The organism is Methylotenera sp. E1MeOHC1, from assembly GCF_058745595.1.
Window position 1 is genome coordinate 1527528 of sequence record NZ_CP196025.1, and the last position, 18382, is coordinate 1545909.

The 18382-nt window shown below is 42.8% G+C and carries 20 protein-coding genes, 1 tRNA gene and 1 pseudogene; 12 read left to right on the plus strand and 10 right to left on the minus strand.

Features of this window, described 5'->3' with window-relative positions:
• Positions 1–155 precede the first annotated feature (155 nt).
• The 8 genes from ACSSU7_RS06980 (at position 156) to ACSSU7_RS07015 (ending at position 6086) form a co-directional block, all read left to right on the plus strand.
• Complete coding sequence (locus ACSSU7_RS06980) at positions 156–656, plus strand: peroxiredoxin family protein (protein WP_492515843.1); 501 nt, start codon at positions 156–158, stop codon at positions 654–656.
• Positions 657–1082 (plus strand): CopD family protein, encoded by a 426-nt coding sequence (locus ACSSU7_RS06985; protein ID WP_492515844.1) that lies wholly within the window; start codon positions 657–659, stop codon positions 1080–1082. It begins immediately after the preceding gene.
• Positions 1083–1096: 14 nt separating this feature from the next.
• On the plus strand, positions 1097–1876 hold the full coding sequence (locus tag ACSSU7_RS06990) for a hypothetical protein (protein WP_492515845.1): 780 nt from the start codon (positions 1097–1099) through the stop codon (positions 1874–1876).
• 59 nt (positions 1877–1935) lie between these two features.
• Entirely contained in the window at positions 1936–2499 is a 564-nt protein-coding gene (locus ACSSU7_RS06995; RefSeq protein WP_492515846.1) for a TetR/AcrR family transcriptional regulator, read from the plus strand.
• Between the two features lie 120 nt (positions 2500–2619).
• Entirely contained in the window at positions 2620–3576 is a 957-nt protein-coding gene (locus tag ACSSU7_RS07000; protein ID WP_492515847.1) for a carbohydrate kinase family protein, read from the plus strand.
• A gap of 75 nt (positions 3577–3651) precedes the next feature.
• Positions 3652–4104: an outer membrane lipoprotein gene (locus tag ACSSU7_RS07005; protein ID WP_492515848.1), complete on the plus strand. Its 453-nt coding sequence runs from the start codon at positions 3652–3654 to the stop codon at positions 4102–4104.
• Between the two features lie 269 nt (positions 4105–4373).
• The gene (locus ACSSU7_RS07010) at positions 4374–5144 is read left to right on the plus strand and encodes a GNAT family N-acetyltransferase (protein ID WP_492515849.1); all 771 of its coding nucleotides are present in this window, start codon (positions 4374–4376) and stop codon (positions 5142–5144) included.
• Between the two features lie 156 nt (positions 5145–5300).
• On the plus strand, positions 5301–6086 hold the full coding sequence (locus ACSSU7_RS07015) for a lysophospholipid acyltransferase family protein (protein ID WP_492515850.1): 786 nt from the start codon (positions 5301–5303) through the stop codon (positions 6084–6086).
• On the opposite strand, the gene ACSSU7_RS07020 is transcribed toward ACSSU7_RS07015, so the two are convergent.
• On the minus strand, positions 6075–6914 hold the full coding sequence (locus ACSSU7_RS07020) for a symmetrical bis(5'-nucleosyl)-tetraphosphatase (protein ID WP_492515851.1): 840 nt from the start codon (positions 6912–6914) through the stop codon (positions 6075–6077). The genes ACSSU7_RS07015 and ACSSU7_RS07020 overlap by 12 nt on opposite strands.
• Before the next feature lie 96 nt (positions 6915–7010).
• Positions 7011–7904 carry a c-type cytochrome gene (locus tag ACSSU7_RS07025; protein WP_492515852.1) on the minus strand — a complete coding sequence of 298 codons (894 nt, stop codon included), beginning with the start codon at positions 7902–7904 and terminating at the stop codon, positions 7011–7013.
• Positions 7905–8065: 161 nt separating this feature from the next.
• On the opposite strand from ACSSU7_RS07025, the gene ACSSU7_RS07030 reads away from it, so the two are divergent.
• Positions 8066–8142 (plus strand) — tRNA-Arg (locus ACSSU7_RS07030).
• Between the two features lie 570 nt (positions 8143–8712).
• Here ACSSU7_RS07030 and ACSSU7_RS07035 read toward each other — a convergent pair.
• The 5 genes and pseudogenes from ACSSU7_RS07035 to ACSSU7_RS07055 form a co-directional block, all read right to left on the minus strand.
• Positions 8713–9729 (minus strand): annotated as a pseudogene (locus ACSSU7_RS07035) (recombinase family protein); the annotation flags it as partial.
• 21 nt (positions 9730–9750) lie between these two features.
• Positions 9751–9894 (minus strand): hypothetical protein, encoded by a 144-nt coding sequence (locus tag ACSSU7_RS07040; RefSeq protein WP_492515853.1) that lies wholly within the window; start codon positions 9892–9894, stop codon positions 9751–9753.
• Positions 9895–9923: 29 nt separating this feature from the next.
• Positions 9924–10118, minus strand: a complete 195-nt coding sequence (locus ACSSU7_RS07045) for a hypothetical protein (RefSeq protein ID WP_492517774.1) — start codon at positions 10116–10118, stop codon at positions 9924–9926.
• A gap of 17 nt (positions 10119–10135) precedes the next feature.
• The gene (locus tag ACSSU7_RS07050; RefSeq protein ID WP_492515854.1) at positions 10136–11209 is read right to left on the minus strand and encodes a phage/plasmid replication domain-containing protein; all 1074 of its coding nucleotides are present in this window, start codon (positions 11207–11209) and stop codon (positions 10136–10138) included.
• Positions 11206–11640 carry a hypothetical protein gene (locus ACSSU7_RS07055; protein ID WP_492515855.1) on the minus strand — a complete coding sequence of 145 codons (435 nt, stop codon included), beginning with the start codon at positions 11638–11640 and terminating at the stop codon, positions 11206–11208. Before ACSSU7_RS07055 ends, ACSSU7_RS07050 begins: the two co-directional genes overlap by 4 nt.
• A gap of 221 nt (positions 11641–11861) precedes the next feature.
• On the opposite strand from ACSSU7_RS07055, the gene ACSSU7_RS07060 reads away from it, so the two are divergent.
• A complete protein-coding gene (locus ACSSU7_RS07060; RefSeq protein ID WP_492515856.1) occupies positions 11862–12926 on the plus strand; it encodes a DUF3466 family protein in 1065 nt (354 codons plus the stop codon).
• A gap of 374 nt (positions 12927–13300) precedes the next feature.
• Positions 13301–13807: a hypothetical protein gene (locus tag ACSSU7_RS07065; RefSeq protein WP_492515857.1), complete on the plus strand. Its 507-nt coding sequence runs from the start codon at positions 13301–13303 to the stop codon at positions 13805–13807.
• A 474-nt stretch (positions 13808–14281) separates the two neighbouring features.
• Here ACSSU7_RS07065 and ACSSU7_RS07070 read toward each other — a convergent pair whose 3' ends face one another.
• A complete protein-coding gene (locus ACSSU7_RS07070; protein ID WP_492515858.1) occupies positions 14282–14896 on the minus strand; it encodes a TetR/AcrR family transcriptional regulator in 615 nt (204 codons plus the stop codon).
• Between the two features lie 135 nt (positions 14897–15031).
• Here ACSSU7_RS07070 and ACSSU7_RS07075 point away from each other — a divergent pair, with 135 nt between their 5' ends.
• Positions 15032–15829 carry an SDR family NAD(P)-dependent oxidoreductase gene (locus ACSSU7_RS07075; RefSeq protein WP_492515859.1) on the plus strand — a complete coding sequence of 266 codons (798 nt, stop codon included), beginning with the start codon at positions 15032–15034 and terminating at the stop codon, positions 15827–15829.
• A 219-nt stretch (positions 15830–16048) separates the two neighbouring features.
• Here ACSSU7_RS07075 and ACSSU7_RS07080 read toward each other — a convergent pair whose 3' ends face one another.
• Together ACSSU7_RS07080 and ACSSU7_RS07085 are read right to left on the minus strand one after the other, a co-directional pair.
• Positions 16049–17158 (minus strand): MFS transporter, encoded by a 1110-nt coding sequence (locus ACSSU7_RS07080; protein ID WP_492515860.1) that lies wholly within the window; start codon positions 17156–17158, stop codon positions 16049–16051.
• A 372-nt stretch (positions 17159–17530) separates the two neighbouring features.
• Complete coding sequence (locus ACSSU7_RS07085; protein WP_492515861.1) at positions 17531–18052, minus strand: SRPBCC family protein; 522 nt, start codon at positions 18050–18052, stop codon at positions 17531–17533.
• Positions 18053–18382 lie beyond the last annotated feature (330 nt).

The following is an 18382-nucleotide window of genomic DNA, read 5'->3' on the forward strand; positions in this document are numbered from 1 at the left end:
AAATAGCTTTGCTATTAAAGAATCATTATAACATGGTGTAAGCTAGCAAATAAGCGCGACTGTGATATGGTTATTTATCACGTACACACATTTATGATAGCTACACCTGAAAAAAATTCACCCAGAATATCCATTAATAAAGTTAGACTACCAAGATGAAACAATTATTAAAGAAATCTTTACTGCCGATTATTATTATTGCACTTTTAGCGCTGCTAGGGCTGCAACTGACCAAAAAACCGCAAGCACCGGATGTGACATTTAACACGATTGATGGCAAACAAATCTCTATGGCATCTTTGAAAGATAAGGTCGTCATCGTTAATTTCTGGGCCACAGACTGCCCAGGCTGCATTAAAGAAATGCCCGAGTTAATTAAAACATATAACGCTTACCAATCCAAGGGGCTTGAAATCATCGCGGTTGCCATGCCGCATGACGAAATCTCGCAAATCAAAAACTATAGTAAAGCCCAACAACTGCCCTTCCCAGTAACATATGACCAAAGCGCAGCGCTCACCGAGCTATTTGGCCAAGTCCGACTAACCCCCACCGCATTTATCTACAACAAACAAGGTGACTTATTACAAAGAACCATGGGCGAGTTAGATTTTGCCGCATTACAGCAATTATTAAATAAAGAGTTAGGTGTTTAAATGCTTTGGATTAAAGCGCTACACATTATTTTTATCACTAGCTGGTTTGCAGGCTTATTTTACCTGCCCAGACTATTTGTTAACCACGCCATGGTGCTAGATAGCGCAACTCCCGACCAAAACACCTCTGAACGCCTGAAGTTGATGGAAAAAAAACTTTACCGTTTTATGCTGCCACTCGCTTTATTGGCACTTGGGTTTGGGCTCTGGCTATGGTTAGGTTATGGTATTTCTGGTGCGTGGATGCACGCCAAGCTAACACTGGTTACCATACTGATTGGTTACCATGTTTACTGCGGCAAACTGGTGAATGACTTCAGGCTGGATAAAAACCAACATAGCCATATTTGGTATCGCTGGTTTAATGAACTGCCAGTGCTGATTCTCATCGCCATTGTCATACTGGTTGTGGTTAAACCTTTTTAATAGAAAGATTAAACATGAATAATGATGATTATGACCTACTAGGTTCGTCTTGGCTCATTTACATGTTAGCCAAATCCAGCAATACACCTGAGGGGCGTTTATTAAGCCTATTTGATATTCTTAATGACTGGTTAAAAGCACCCAACATGCTGAAACATTGTCACTTAAGCAACGCCAACCATGCATTATTGCTGAGCTATTGCATAGCGCAAGCACAAGCTTTAGGTGCAGAAAGCCCTGAAATCTTAGCTGAACATATTGTCTTGATTGCACGCAATGCCGCGCAGCAAGATATCACACACCCACTGAGCAACAGCCTGATGCATGCCAAGAAAGCAGCCAATGCCCTCATCTTGGCGCAAACTCAGCCGGCAGCGGTCACAGAGATTAAGCGAACGATGACTAAGCCTGTGGCTTATAGCATTGCAGCAACTTTAACGCTGGCCATCTGTGCGTCACTCATATGGGCACCATACTTAAAAGATCAGCAAGCGACACCCAACATGCGTGCTGAAACAAACGATACGCACGCCACCACACTAGCGGCAACGCAAGGGCAACCCCTGACTGCACAAGACGCAACGCAGATGTACGCTAAATTTGAGCTAATGCGCCAAGGCTCGTGTCAGTTCCCTGAAGTATTGCAAATGCCAGATAAGCATAAAGCCATTTACTTAGAAAATGTAGTGGGCGGCAAACTGCCTTCTAACCTTGAAGACCTTGCCATTGCCAATGTGTACCTAGAAAAAATACGATGCAACTTTACGCCAATGCTGATGGCTGCCTCTAAGTAGCAAAAAGAGCTAAATAATAACTGTTGCAATCACGCTATACAGATTAGTATAATGGTGTTATGACTGGCCTACGTGAAAAAATACTCACTACTGCGAGCAATCTATTCCAAACGCAGGGCATTAACTCGACTGGGGTTGATACCATTGTGGCTGTCGCCGGCACCACCAAAATGACGCTGTATAAATATTTTGGCAGCAAAGAGGTACTCATTCTCGAAGTACTGAAACAAGGTCATCTGGACTTTCAAAACTGGCTCAACGACAAACTGAGCAGCAACACCAAGCAACCCAGCGAAAAACTGCAAAAGCTATTTGACTACATTGAAGAGTGGGTCACATCGCCTGACTTCCATGGCGTAGGTTTTATTAAAGCCTCGGCAGAGTTCCCTCAAGAAGATAACCCAGTACATCAGTTATCCTCACAGCAATCGCAGCAATTTAAGCAATATATTCACCACTTAGCCACAGAGGCCAACATTAAAGATGCTGAAGGCTTATCGTTGCAGCTATCCTTAATATTTGAAGGCGCAGTACAGGCTGAGCAAATGAAACGCGGCTCTGGTGCGATTAAATACGCAAAAACAGCAGCCAAAATCCTGATTGACGGCGCATCAACGCAATAAAACAAACAGGCGCATCGTGCCCAGCAAATGCCAGTACTGATTAGCTCGCTTATCTATTAAACTTGCCTATCTAGGCTAATACCTAAGATAATGATTCTTTTTTATTTCTGCGTTAATTCCATGCATACACTTATTTGCGGCTCACTCGCCTTTGACACCATCATGGTGTTTCAAGATAAATTCAAAAACCATATCTTGCCAGATAAAATTCACGCTTTAAGCGTTGCGTTTTACGTACCGGAAATGCGTCGTGAGTTTGGCGGCACGGCAGGTAATATTGCTTATAACCTGCAACTGCTCGATGGCAACCCGCTCATCATGGCAACTGCTGGTGAAGATTTTGGCACTTACACACAATGGCTAAACACAAATAAAATCAACACAGCCCACATCAAAATTATTCCTAACAGCTTTACTGCCCAGGCGTTCATTACCACAGATACCGATGACAATCAGATCACGGCATTTCACCCAGGCGCGATGATAGAGTCACACCAAAACAGCGTGAAAGAGGCTAAAGATGTTACCTTGGCAGTGATTGCACCCGATGGCCGAGACGGCATGTTTCAGCACGCACGTGAATGCCATGAGGCAGGCATTCCGTTCTTATTCGACCCAGGGCAAGGCTTACCGATGTTCAACGGTGAAGAGCTGCTGCAGTTCATTGAAATGGCAGACTACCTCGCAGTCAATGATTATGAGTCACAAATTATTCAAGATAAAACTGGATTATCACTCGAAGAGTTGGCACTAAAAGTTAAAGCTTTGGTCGTAACCCTAGGCGGCCAGGGTTCACAAATTTATGCTGACGGTCAACGCTTTGATATTCCATGCGTTGTGGCAGATAAGATTGTTGACCCTACCGGCTGTGGCGATGCGTACCGCGCAGGCTTGTTGTACGGTATTGCTAAAGGCTGGGATTGGCCAACTTGCGGCAGACTTGCTTCGACCATGGGCGCAATTAAAATTGCTCACCGTGGCGGGCAGAACCATGCACCAACACGTACAGAGATTGAGGTTATTTACACCCAAGCGCTCGTTAATGAAACAGCGTTAACAGAAGGCTTAGCCAACTAAATACTGGCTGCTTTAGTGTGTACGTAGGGTTAAAACTTTTAAAATTTATATTCACTGATTAAAGGAAAAAAGAAAATGCATATCAGTCGACTTATCGCAGTAGGCGTACTCAGCGTATTTTTAGCTGCTTGTGCAAGTTCCAACTCTGGTTCTGTGTATAGCAGAGAAGATGCCAGAAAAACACAAACCGTAAGAACTGGTACTGTAGAAAGTGTGCGCCAAGTAAAGCTTGAAGGCACCAAATCACCGATTGGCACCCTAGCTGGTGGTGCGGTTGGCGGCATCGCAGGTAGCTCAGTGGGCGGCGGCAAAGGCAGCACGATTGCCGCAGTGCTTGGCGCTGTGGTTGGCGGTCTTGCAGGCTCTGCTGCTGAAGAAGTAGCCACAAGGAAAGATGCATTAGAAATCACTGTCAAACTAGATGGTGGCGGCCTGCTTGCAGTCGTACAAGAAGCGGATGAAGCATTTTCAGCAGGACAAAGAGTACGCCTAATTGAAAACGGCGGCACTACTCGCGTATCACACTAAACAGCGCCTAACGCTGACAACCACCATGATGTCTGAGCGATAATTCAGGCATCATGGGTCGCAGTTTTTATACAAAACACTCACTCAATTACTAAATCTAGCAAACTAAAGCTAAGCACCCCCACTAGTTACATCATGCTTGAATGTAGCTTTGCAACACACCGAACTGCTGTCAACAAAGCATCATCTGCGCGTCATTAATCCTTCATATTCCATCTTTAAAGTGCTGTACAAGCTTAAAAGAAAATTTTATGGAGAGTAGCCTGATCATGCGTAAAGATTTAACCTTAATTGAAAGCATTAATGCACGTAACCAAGAGCCCGCATCACAAAGAAGGCTATATGTAAACTTGGCACACACGCAGGCTGAAATTGAAGAGGCACAACGCTTGCGCTATAAAGTATTTGCTGAAGAAATGGGCGCACAACTTTCAGGTACTGGCGGCTTAGATATTGATGGATTCGACCAGTTTTGCGACCATTTAATTGTGCGCGACAGCGGCACTAATCAAGTCATTGGCACTTATAGAATACTAAGCCCATCTAAGGCGAATGAAGCTGGTGGCTATTACTCGGCCGGTGAATTTGATTTAAGCCGACTATCCCATCTATTTGACCGCACTGTTGAGGTTGGTAGAGCGTGCGTACACCAGAACTACCGCAACGGCGGGACCATTACCATGTTATGGGCGGGCCTTGCCAAGTACATGCAGATTCATAACTACGAGTACATGATTGGTTGTGGCAGCATGAGCATGTCAGATGGCGGCCACAGTGCAGCTAGCCTTTACAACAAGTTACGTGACGAATACTTATCCCCTTTAGAGTACCGTGTATTTGCACGCAACCCGCTGCCAATACAAGCATTGCATAACAACATACAAGTGGCATGCCCTCCGCTGATTAAAGGCTATTTGCGCCTAGGTGCCTACATCTGCGGCGAGCCTGCTTGGGACCCTTATTTCAACACAGCGGATATGCTAGTGATGCTGCCATTATCTAGAATCAACCCAAGATACGCAGCACATTTCTTAAAATAAACTGAGTGCCGATTCGCTTTATATTTGCCACCTCGCTGTGGCAAGCTATCCATCGTACCTTAAGGTTGAAAGCATCACGGTTGCGGCATATTGCCTGCTGCAATGCCATATAACTCATGTAAAATAAAAGCTCGCCCCTTGATTAGCTCAGTTACTTTGCAAACAACACAACCTAGCCCCGGCCACACTAATGCCCTCACCCGCTATTACCGAGTAGCGCGCATCGTGTTCCACACCTGCGTAGGCTTGATTTTGGCATCCGTTTTATTTCCATTTGCTGGCAATCAAATAAAGGCTAAGCTCATTCAGTGGTGGTGCACCGGCTTACTCGCAGCATTTAACATTCAAGTAAAAAAGACTGGAGTGCTACCTAACAGCAACCCTGCACTCAACAGCATCATGTTTGTGGCGAACCATATTTCATGGTCTGACATCCACGCACTCAACAGTTTGATTCCGTTACGCTTTATTGCTAAATCTGAAATTAAGAACTGGCCAATTTTTGGCTTTCTTGTTAGCAAAGCCAATACATTATTCATTGACCGCAGTAAACGGCAGGACGCCAAACGTACGATTGAGATCGCCCACGACAGCCTGCAGAGTGGCGATAATTTATGTTTGTTTCCTGAGGGCACTACGACAGACGGCACAGAAATGAAGCCATTTAAGAGCAGCCTAATTCAGGCGGCCATTCTGGCAAAGTCATCCATTTGGCCTGTGGCCTTACACTACCCCAACGCCGATGGCAGCATCAACACCCAAGTTGCTTACGCAGGTGAAACCACCTTGGTTGAATCCATGCGCAGTATGCTATTGCAAGAAAACCCAGTCATCGTGCTGCACTTCTTAGCACCAATTACGCCAGCAGAATATGCGACAATGGACAGGCGCACACTTACACTGCATATTGAGGGTTTAATTCGCAAGCAATTAATGCTCTGATTTTTGTATTGCTACTGGCTTATCTAAAGGGTGGGCATCGACCTGCACAATTTCTTTGGTGGCTAAATTCATTGCAGTTAACTTGCCGCCCCATAAACATCCGGTATCTAAAGCAAATAGATTTTTACGCTGTTGCAGCCCTAACGCAGACCAATGACCAAAAATCACCTGAGTATCTTTGCTTGCGCGTGAAGGCACATCAAACCAAGGCATATAACCATGGGGGATATCTTGCAACTCCCCCTTAAATTTAAACTCCATTTCACCGTCTGCGGTGCATATACGCAAGCGCGTTGCCGCATTAGTAATGACACGTAGGCGATCAACCCCCATTAAATCCGGTGTCCAGCAATTGGGTAAATTACCATACATATGCGTTAGAAAATGCAGGTAATCTTCACCCCGTAATGCTGACTCTACCTCTGCCGCATAGCTTAGGGTTTGCTCCACAGTCCATTGCGGCAGCAAGCCTGCGTGTACCATTAAGTAATCAGAATCCTGATACACCAGAGGCTGGCGACGCAGCCAATCTAGCAGCAGGTCTCGGTCGTCAGCAGCCAGCAGCGATTGTAAAGTGTCACCCCGATGCGCAGCAACGATACCAGCGGCCACCACGATGGCATGCAAATCATGATTACCTAACACAATACGCAAACTATTTTGGTGAGCATAACACCAGCGCAACACCTCTAATGTGCCACTGCCACGGTTAATTAAGTCACCCACCAGCCAAAGCTGGTCTTTATCTTGATCAAATTTAAGGCGTGTTAATAATGCCTGAAAAGCATGATAACAACCTTGTATATCACCTATTGCATAAGTAGCCACGAACCAACACCACCTCAATGATTAAAATAAACGCCAATAAAAAAGCCACTTAATGTATCAAGTGGCTTTAGTGTACTACCTTGCAAAAATCTCTACTTAAAACCCGGCACCCGCAGCATTTGCCATATGTTTTACTGCCGCAGCAACTTCTGCATCTGATAACGCTGGGTTACCGCCTTTAGCTGGCATCGTACGTACGCCATTAATTGCATGGCTAACCAATGTGTCATAACCTTGTTTAACACGAGGCTCCCACTGCGCTTTATCACCAAACTTCGGCGCGTTCATCAAGCCTGCGGCGTGACACATAGAACAAACGGCTTTATATACATCCTCGCCACTTTTACCAGCAGCAACTGGTGCAGAGGCTGCAGCTGCAGCAACAAGGTCCGCTCCTTTTGCTGCCTTTGCTGGCTCAGCCGCTTTAACAGGCTCAGTCACTGCAGGTGCAGCTTCGGCTGCTTTTGCCGCAGGTGCTGCATCAGCCGCCTTTGGTTTAGGTGCAGTAAATTTAGCGCCTGATGCGTTTGCCATTTCAGCCACTGCAGCCGCTATTTCATCATCTGTTAACGCTGGATTACCACCACGAGCAGGCATGCTACGGATACCCTCAAGCGCATGTTTTACTAATGTTTGGTAACCCTGAGCGATACGTGGAGCCCATTGTGAATTATCACCAATTTTTGGCGCATTCATTAAGCCAGCCGCGTGACACATAGAACAAACCGCTTTCACTACCTCAGCACCACTCTTACCAGCTGTGGCACCAGTAGTTTCTTCTGCAACCTCTACAACCGCAACAGGTTTAATGTTTTCTTCAAGCTTAGCTGCTACCGCCGCCACAGGCTCATCAACTTCCACTGGATCTGTTACACCAAAAACTTTAGCGACAATCACTATAAATGCAACAATACCAACGACACCAGCAAAAGTCGCGAGCAGAACCTGCCCTAGAGAGTAGCCTTTAGCTTCATTATCTACATTGCTCATTACGTTTGTTCCTGAAAATATATGGATAAAAACCTTATTATACCTACACTTTAGCTTATGACAAAAAGCACAACTACAAAAAATATGCCCTAGCCGCTTGGCTCGGTTGCGTATTAAGGCAACATACTGCACTTCAGTTTGCTATAATGCAACGCTACTTAGCGCCCGTAGCTCATTTGGATAGAGTATCGGTTTCCGAAGCCGAGGGTAGTGGGTTCGAATCCCGCCGGGCGCACCAAACAGATATAGAAGTGGGCACTTGTTTCAGGTGACCCACTTTTTTATCGCCTATCGTTACCGCATGCGCTAACGCACCATAGCTGCCTTTTATTGTGGCTGTCTTATCTACCAATACAATTTCATCGACTAATAGATTTAAGTAGCTTTTTGCGATAGCAGAGTCTTTGGCAAGCAGTTTAGCTTTTAAGGTCTTAGCAAACGTTTCTACTTGGCTGGCTTTGAGCTGGTCTACAGGGAGGGAATGTTCACGTCGAACCCCTGCTTGCTCTATCAATAGCGCCTCTCGCGCAGACTTTAGCTGTTGGGCACGACGCTGGACGGTCTCATCAAGTTCAACGATACCTGTTTCAATCGCGTCTAGTAATCTGTGCTGACGTTCTTCGATTTGTTTCAATTGTCGATTCAGTTCATTGACGCGTTGCTGCTGTAGGTCTTTGCTGCTTTTAATGCGCTTACGGAGTGCTGTCATCATGCTATGCACACGTTCAGGCGTAAAAACCCTGTCAGCGAGCTTATTCAGCACCTGTTGATCTGTGGCTTCCATTGGATGGTTACCGCTAGAACAAGCGTGATTGCCTTTGTTTTGGCGTGTGGTGCATTTGTAGTATTTATAGCGCCCACTTTTACCTGTGACTAAGGTCATGCTGCCACCACATTCGCCACACTTGAGTAGTCCAGTTAATAATGTGGGTGATGTTGTAATACGCGGTGGTGTTTGATCGGGTGTGCGCAGCTGTCGCTTTGCGCGCACGCGCTCAAACACCGCCGCGTCGATGATCACTGGTATATTAGTTTTGACCCACTCAGTTGGTGGTCGCTTTTGTCTTGTTCTTGAATCAATAACGTTGAAATAGTAATCGCCCATGTAGAGCGTATCAGACAGTATTTTATGTACCTTCTGAATGCCCCAAGGTTTACCACGCATGAGTAAGCCTTTGTCGGTGAGATGCTTGCCGATCTCTTTAATCCCCATGACTCTGCCTTGAGAGCCGTTAAGGTATAACTCATAGATCATGCGCACGATGCCTGCTTCAGCTTCGTTGATCTCTAGCTTTTTCTTTTTACGTCCGTGACTGCCGTCGGTTTCTGTGGAGGCAGCAATAAAGCCAAACGGTGGTTTTGAGCCGTTGAAGTAGCCCTGACGTGCATTTTCTTTCATGGCACGTGAAGTGTGCTTACTATTTTCTTTTGAGTTGTATTCATCAAAGGTGCTGATGATACGACGCATCATTTCACCCGCGGAATCGTCGCTAGTCTGTTGTGTAATGGAAATTACTTTGACTTTGTTTTTACCGAGCTTGCGTTCATAGACACCGAACTGAATCGCATCTCTAAAGAAGCGTGAGAGACTGTGAATGATGATCGCTTCAAAAGCTTGAGGCTTTTGCATGGCATCATTGATGAGCTGCTGAAATGCTGGGCGTTTATCATCGGTGGCAGATGCACCAGGTTCAACGTACTCATGCACGACTAAATGACCGTTTGCTTTGCACCATTCATTGAGCTGCCTTAACTGATCAGGGATTGATAAGTCATTGTCAGCTTGTCTAACGGTAGAAACGCGAGCATAGAGTGCGACGTGCATGAGGTGTTCTCCTATTACCTATTAATCATCGTCTTGATGTTCCTGCATCATTGCAAGAATAAGATCAGGCATGATTGATTCAATTAAAGCGAGTTCTTCGTCAAGAATACTAAGCGCGATATGCTGAGTATTGAAACGAATTTCTAAGTTTGAATTTGCTTCCACTCATGATGGCACCCCCTTTCGCGCATAGTCTATTCCTGCCCTTGCCTGTTCTTTACTAAATGATTACCTTCATCCAGTAGTTTTGCTAACTCTGACTCCAGACCTTCTTTGCCTAGTTCATCCAACACAAGGCTCCTGTAAGCCTTAAACTGACTCTCAGTCATAGCGACCTGTGCATAGGTCAGTATTTTGCTTTTACGTGCATTAAGCAAATCCAATATCATTTTGAACACATGAGCGCTTACCATTCGCCCAATCTCATTTCTTTTACTCTACGATCCACATCCATCTGCCAAGTTAATGGATCATGGATTTCCATAATACGATTTTGTAAATGTGTGAATGCTTCATCGACATAGGATTTGTCCTCACCTGAATAAATCTGATTAATGGCAGCAACACGCTTAATATATCCATAAACACTAATCGCCATTCGGCAAAAGCGCTGTTCAATCAAAGCAGGCATATCTAAGCTTCTTACTAAGCCTAGTCCTTCCATTTGATTCACACGTTCGATGAGGTCTAGCCAAAGCGGATGCATAGCCCAGCGTGACCGATTACTATCGTTTGATTTAATTCTGAGTGTTGTATGGTCTTTAACAAGTAATCTAAGCATATCGCCTTGTAAGTCGGCTAAATCTGAGAATGCTTCAATACTCATGAATTTAAGAAATTGTTTACGCACTTGCCACTCAATACGCCATACGTTTTTATCTGTTTTCCATAAATCATAAAGCCAAGTTTTGTGGCTTTTTTCTTCAATCTCATCTGTCTTGTTATATATGCGCAGCACAATCTGATCAGTGCCAAATTTGAGGGTTTGGATTTTTCCATTCTTGCGATGCTGGTTATCTTTTTTCGCAGAAGTAACGAAGCTATCTTCATCAAAATCAATTTCAGGGATTTGATAATCAAAGGCAAAATCAACACGCGATAGCTTCTCAGGTCGGTTAGGAGTCATGCCCACTGATGCAGCCCATACCAAGAATCGCTCATGCAAAGCTTGTGCACCATGATGCCAAAGTGCAATGCTACGGTATTTCACAAAAAAGTTTGGTCGATTCATTTCACCGAACTGAATCACGTAAGCATCATTTTCTATCATGAATGGATAGCCACTAGATGAGCCATATGAAGCCAACATAAACTCTTCATTGCCTAAAGTGATCGGTTTACCTTGCTTGGACTTACCATGCTTAAGCAATTGTTTCTGAACATCTAAATCAATAAAATCAAGCTGACAGTCATCCATGCGCATTAAATAATATGCACACTCGATAGTATCAAAACCTGAGATCAGGAAATTAAAACTCACTTTAATGTGCTTTCTAAATACTCTTTCGATCCATATATATCCTCATAAAGCTTCACTGGCGACTCATTACCTAGCTCTTTTTCATATTCTCTGTAGTACTTATTTGACAAAGATCTAAAATCTCCTCGACTTCCAGCCAGCTCATACACAGTATTAAAATCAAAACCTAAATCACGAGCTGCCTCCGCTTGGTTTTGTTGTATGTACTCTGGAGCCTCCATGAATTTGTGTGGAAGATTTTTCTCAAGATCATCAAGTGCTGTCGAAAGCAAATCAGCGACAATTTGGGTGCGATTTTTTTGTGGGTACATTTCGCCAAGTGCATTAATTTTTGCAGCGATATGCACAGGCAAGCGGAATGAAAATTGTTTTGATACGAGACGGTTATTGTCAGGACTTGACCAAAGCTCGTGTAGTAATTCTGATTTCATGTAATTTATCCATATGTTGATTAACATACGAACAAATTATATGCAATTTAAATGAATGTCAATAGACATACGAGAATAATTGAAAATAAGCATGGGTAGATATAGTATTATTTGGTCATGTATTTATAGCCCCCCGTGTTACATAAACGGGGAAAGAATAACTATTAATGCAGAAACTAATCTATATCCAATATTTGAAATTGTTCTATAAGGAACTAAATTTGAGAGTATTTATACTTCTTCTTTTCTTACCAACGCTGGCATTAGCAACTGAATCTGAATATTCGCAGATTGCGTTTAATATCATTGAACTAGGTAGTTTAGGCGGGAGAGATAGTTCTGCTGAAAGTATTAATAACGACGGGAAAATTGTAGGGAGTTCTTATACTCCAGATGGAGAGCACGCTACCCTGTGGAGCAATGGTCAAATTATTGATCTTGGTACTTTTGAAGGTAAAGTAATTAAAAACGGTCGAGTTACAGAGGGTCACAGCATAGCCAAAGACATCAATCTTAATGGTCAAATTGTAGGATATTCAACCTACCCTCCTCCTAGTAATGCACATGCTGCAATATGGATAAATGGCAAGATAACTGATATTGCTGGAAAGTTCGATTTTCATGTAGCCAACAGCATAAATGTCAATGGTCAAGTGGCAGGTTACTCTGCCGCATACACCAACACTAAAAGTCATGCACATACTACAGCCATGCTATGGAGCAAAGACAATTATACAAATCTCAACCCAAAAGATGCTCAAGCTAGTCAAGCAAATGCAATAAATGATAGCGGCAAAGTGGCTGGTTTCATTAGCTATAGTCAGTTTAAAAGACACGCAGCAGTTTGGAGCAATGGCATCCCTACTATATTAAACAGTATAAACAATATTTATAGTGAAGCTTTTGATATTAATAATAAAGGAAATGTCGTTGGTCATTTAAGTCTAACTGACGACACCACGACGTTGTATAAAGAGCGAGCATTTCTTTGGAGCAATGGAAGTGCTACCGAGCTTCAGAGCTTAGACGAGTGGAAAGGATGTGGCGCTTTAAGTATTAATGAAAGTAATCATATAGTAGGTTATGCGATACTTGATGCTGGGCATACACAGCACGCGGCATTATGGATTAAAAATAAAGCATATGACCTTAACAACTTAATTGATCCTACTCTTGGCTGGGAGTTAAAGACTGCTAAAGCAATCAATGACTCTGGTTCAATTGTTGGAAATGGAGTTTATAAAGGTCGTTTACGTGCATTTTTACTGACACCTAAAAATAAATAATTGTGCTTACACTTGTCGGATTAGAGGAGAAAGCAGGCATTCAAGCTATAAAAATAGATATGACTCAACTCGCAGTTTTGTTTGCATCGATGAGTCAATTAGGAAACTAAAACAACTTCCTCCCATTGCCCAGCTTCATCCTCTTGAGCGCACCATATATAGTAGTAATATCAAAGGGTTAAACTTAATTGTTTAGCCCTTTTTTATTGCCTATCATTACCTGTAGTCATAAACGTACCGCTTGTGACTCATCCGCTACTACAGCAAAACGTTTATCTACCAATTGCATCAAGTGCTCACTAGATACATGTGTGGGCTTCCCAGAATGCAGTAGACATTCAATAATGTCGAAACTGAACTGAAGGTTACTCAAAATGAACGTAATTAAATACTTTGTTATTGCTGTGCTTGCCCTTGCAGGTTTGGTGACTACTATTCACCTGATTGATTCAGTATTAAAAACAAAATCAACTCAAATTGTTGATATAGATCCATACAATATACCTTTAGTTGACAAACTCTCTATTTATATAAAAAAGTATCAAATAGAGAATTCTCATTTACCAGATCGGAAAGAGGTAAAGTCATGGATGGATAATAATGACAACAATTATGAGGGTCGTGGCTACTCGTATGAAAAAGCCCCCTTTCATACTGTTTTAGATCACGTGTTTGAAGCTCCTACAAATGATGCATTCATACTTAACTATTGGAATGGGAATTTTTTTGTAGTATATGCCCCATGGTTTAGAGACGGTAAGCAAGTCTACATCCCAGACTCAGAATATTTTCATTTTGGGAGCCAGCTAGCAGATTGCTTTATATTTCTAATCATCCTCATTATGATAATAAGAATAATATCCACTCTATTAAAAAAGTGATTTTCCAATTCTCATTTTTGTCAGAGTTAGTGATTCAATCAGCCCAGTAAGAATTCAGTTTCCCAGTGCCCATCTTCATCATTTGGGGCGCGCCATAAAAATCAATTGGTTAGTTTACCTGTCACTAGAAGCAGAACTTTGCCGCTTGGCAAAGTTCTGCTTCCTTTTTGCTGAGGCAACATTCTGCTTCCGTTACAAATGTTAATAGCTAACAATTTCCTGCAGAAATGTGGCTCTTATTTACTCTTATGGGGTTTTAAGTGTTACTAAACACATAACCATCGTACCTATAAAAAGTTTTTTTACACTTAAATTACTTTTTATAGGTGCATCATGGCTAAGCGCCTCAAACAAAACCATGGACTTAGCCGGTTTTATAGACACTAGTCAGCCGTTTTTCTGAATTGATTTTCGTAGTCTATCGGAGATAACAAGCTATTGGAATAGTGACGTCATTTTGAGTTGTAGAACAACTCAATTTACTTTAGTCGGCCAATTCTTAAGTGCTAATTCAGCCATTTCTAAAAGCTCATCTTTGCTAGTACCACTGGTTGCCTGTACCGACATACCCTGATGTAACGTCGCCAAATATTTAGCTAGAGATTTAGCGTTTGCATCACTAGGCAAATCTCCATCGATTTTGGCCTGTTCAAAACGTACTGCTAACTGATGCTCATAAGCATATCGATATTGAATCAATAAATCCTTAACCAGATCGGAGTTTTCTCCACTAGATAATGCTGCCTGAACAATCATGCAACCTTTGGGATGATCAGGGGCGGTAAGGAACTCTGCTGCGTTCAATAAAAAGCGCTCAGCCACCTTGAAAGCTGTGGGTTCATTAATAACGTCTTTCACAAAAGCCACTGGCCCTGATGTATATCTTGATAGCGACTTTTTGAATAGCTCCTCCTTGTTGCCAAACGCAGCATACAAACTAGGTTTATTTATCCCCAGCGTTTCAGTGAGCTCCGCCAGCGATGCGCCTTCATAGCCTCTTTTCCAAAAAATAGCTAAAGCCTTATCTAGCGCTTCATCCATATCGAAAACTCTAGGCCGACCACGTAATTTTTTAATATCAATAGACATCGCTAAATTTCACAAAATAAATAATATACCAATTGTTACAAAAAAGTGTTGACAAGGCAAGTGATGCTGAATTATATTTATTTACCGATTGGTATTTAAATATATTTTCATTCATTTTATATAGGTGAGGTTGTTATGAATTCAAAAGCAAATCAAGGTAAAGCGTTAATCACTGGAGCATCAACTGGCATGGGTGCAGTGTATGCAGATAGACTGGCTAAGCGAGGATATAATCTGATTTTAGTTGCTCGTGATGAAAGCAAGTTAAATGCTGTTGCTAACAAAATAAAATCTGATTACAACGTCAATGTGGCAGTAGTACCTGCCGACCTGACAATAAAATCAGAGTTAGCGCAGATAGAAAATCTTTTAAAAGCTGATAAAAGCATTAGTCTGCTGGTCAATAATGCAGGTCTGGGTGCAGTGACTAAACTTGCAGATTCCAACATGGATGATATTGAAACAATGATTTCATTAAATGTCATCGCACTGACTAGGCTTTCTGCAGCAATTGTGCCGGGCTTGATTGCAAATGCGCATGGTGCAATCATCAATATTGCATCTATCGTTGCGCTTGCCCCGGAGCTTTTAAATGGCGCGTATAGCGGCTCGAAGTCGTACGTCGTTAATTTCACACAGTCAATGCATCATGAGCTTGCAGATAAAGGCATCAGGGTTCAGGCCGTATTACCTGGGGCTATTGACACTCCGTTCTGGGACAAAAGCGGATTACCAATAAATAATCTACCGGCTCAGATCGTAATGACCCCGGAAAATTTGGTGGATGCCGCACTGGCTGGCTTTGATTTAGGTGAAGTGATTACTATCCCATCACTACCCAACATTGAAGAATGGCATGCATTAGATAATGCCCGCAAAGCACTTGGGCCTAATTTATCACACACACAAGCCGCTAGTCGTTATCAAGCTTAGTTAATGCAGTTTAGCAGCACAGTTGACTACATCAACTGTGCTGTATTAATTCAAAAAGTCTGAATTGCGTACTATCGCAACATGAAAAACAATGACTGAACAGCGCTGAAGCACTAAGCTGATGTCATGGACAACTTGGGATGTTCCTCACGAATGGGAAGATTAACTAACGCGGCAATGCCTGCAAGCGCAATATCTGCGTACCACATCCATTCGTAGCTACCGCTTTGCACGAATGTGATCCCCCCCCAGCCATGCACCAAAGAAACCGCCAATCTGATGGCTAAGTAGCGTAAATCCAAACAGCGTAGCTAAATAGCGCGGGCCAAATAGCTTTCCAATTAGCCCCGCTGTGGGCGGTACCGTTGCCAGCCAAGTGAGCCCTAGTATGGCTGCAAAAAGATAAAAGGTTAATTCTGTTTTAGGCGCAATCAGATATATCGCGATGGCTACCGCGCGTGAAGCATACATCCAGAACAGAATCATTTTCATACGCTTAACTTGCCCTAGCAAACCAGCGGCAATGCTACCGACTACGTTTGAGAGACCAATAATGGCAAGTGACAAGGCCCCTACAGAGGCTGGCAAGCCGCATAGACTTACTTCACCAGGCAGATGAGTCACTAAAAAAGCAATGTGAAAGCCACAGGTGAAGAACCCTGCATTCAAGCAAAGAAAACTTCTATCTTTAAACGAAATGCGTAGTTGCTGCTTCAAGCTCATCCCATCTGCCTGTGCTACTACACGTTTATCCACAATGTCTTTTTTCTCGCGTAACGGCAGCGCTAAAAGAATGGTCGTCAGTGAAGTGGCTGCCAAGGCAAATATAGCGATAACCCAATTAAATGAGCTGATTAAAGCCTGCGTGATGGGAGCGAAAATAAACTGCCCTAATGAGCCACCGGCATTGATAAACCCTGCAGCCTTAGAGCGGCTTTCTGCAGGCAATCGCTGCGCTGCAGCACCAATTAAAATCGAGAAGCTTCCCGCACCGGCACCTACTGCGGTCAGGATGCCGATTGCAAACATCAAACCAAAGCCAGAGCTCATAAATGGGGTGGCTGCCAAGCCCACAGCCAGCAGCAAAGTGCCCAATACGATGACCTTATAAGAGCCAACTTTATCGGCAAGCATTCCAAAGAGTGGCTGCGCTAAACCCCATGTAAATTGGGCAACGGCCATGGCAAAACTCACCGTCACAATGCCTAAGCCAGTTGAGGTGTTTAATGGTGATAGGAATAAGCCCAATGACTGTCGTATACCCATAGTCACAGCCAGAATTGCGGCGGCTGAAATTACTAGCGTCCAGAATGTACGTTGTGCGGTCATAAGGTCATCATTGATTGAGTTAACGAGAGTTTACATCAGCTATATCCTTACATTGGTTTAGGCCTAGTATAAAAGTTTCTGATGAGTCGCTGACTTAAGGTGACTAGCTGAATTTTATTTACTATATGCAGACGACAATTTGTCCCGCCCGGCTCCCCTCTATCAAGCTCGTCACCTCACTACTTATATTCACTTAAACCATCTTCAGGTTGCCACACCAAAAACTACAAAGGCCTACTCCTAGTTAGAAGTAGGCCTTTCTTTTAATCCAAACACATAAAATAGATACTAACAACTACATGCCAACATCATGTGTCAGATACTTTTAACCACAGTAACACTCAAGGTAACCGATAGTTTTATCTTGGATAATTATTCACTGATTTTCTTGAGGTTATCTAAACCACCACGATATACACCTGTAATAGTTTTAGTCGCTGTTTCATCATCTTGATCTTTTGCAGGGTTGCTGTTCAAATCTTTACGCTTAAAGTCACCATGCCATACCACGGTTGATTTGTTAGCACCGTCTGCTTTTACAGTAATGCTTGATACATAATTACTTACCGGTAAAACACCATCAATAATGGTGTACTTAAAAGTCATATGCTTATCACTAAAAGCCAATAATTTTTCATTGATCTTTCCACCGTCTTGCAATGTTAATTGGCGAACAGCTCCTTTTTTATTATTGGTACCTGAAGTAATTTCTGTTTTAGCAACCGCAGGGTGCCAAGCGCCTAGGTCATTAAAGTTATGCACCTTCTCCCAAACCTTAGCCGCAGGTGCGTTGATTGTTACGCTTTCACTGACAGTAAGCTTTTTTGCATCAGCAGCAAAAGTGTTGAAAGACATACCAAGTATTAATGACGACACAACAAGACTTAATTTCATTTTTTAACCCCTTAATTAATAATCGTTACTGGTTTAACTTTAAAAGTAGCTTGAACTACTTACTCCTATGAGCATTAATTAACACTAAAGTTCACCATTTTTATACAGATCTGTATATACTTTTCATATGTGCAAAAAAGAGCGGCTTGGTTGTGACCATCGGCACTACATTCACGATGTGGCTTTTACAGATTCAAGTTATCTGTTGAATCAAACAAATGCATGAATATAGGTTTGCAGGCAATTCAATCCAGAGCCTTAGGTTTAGCTGCGATTTTTAGCCTATTTGTGAAATGACAGAACAAGTCGTCAATTCGATTGTCAATTGAA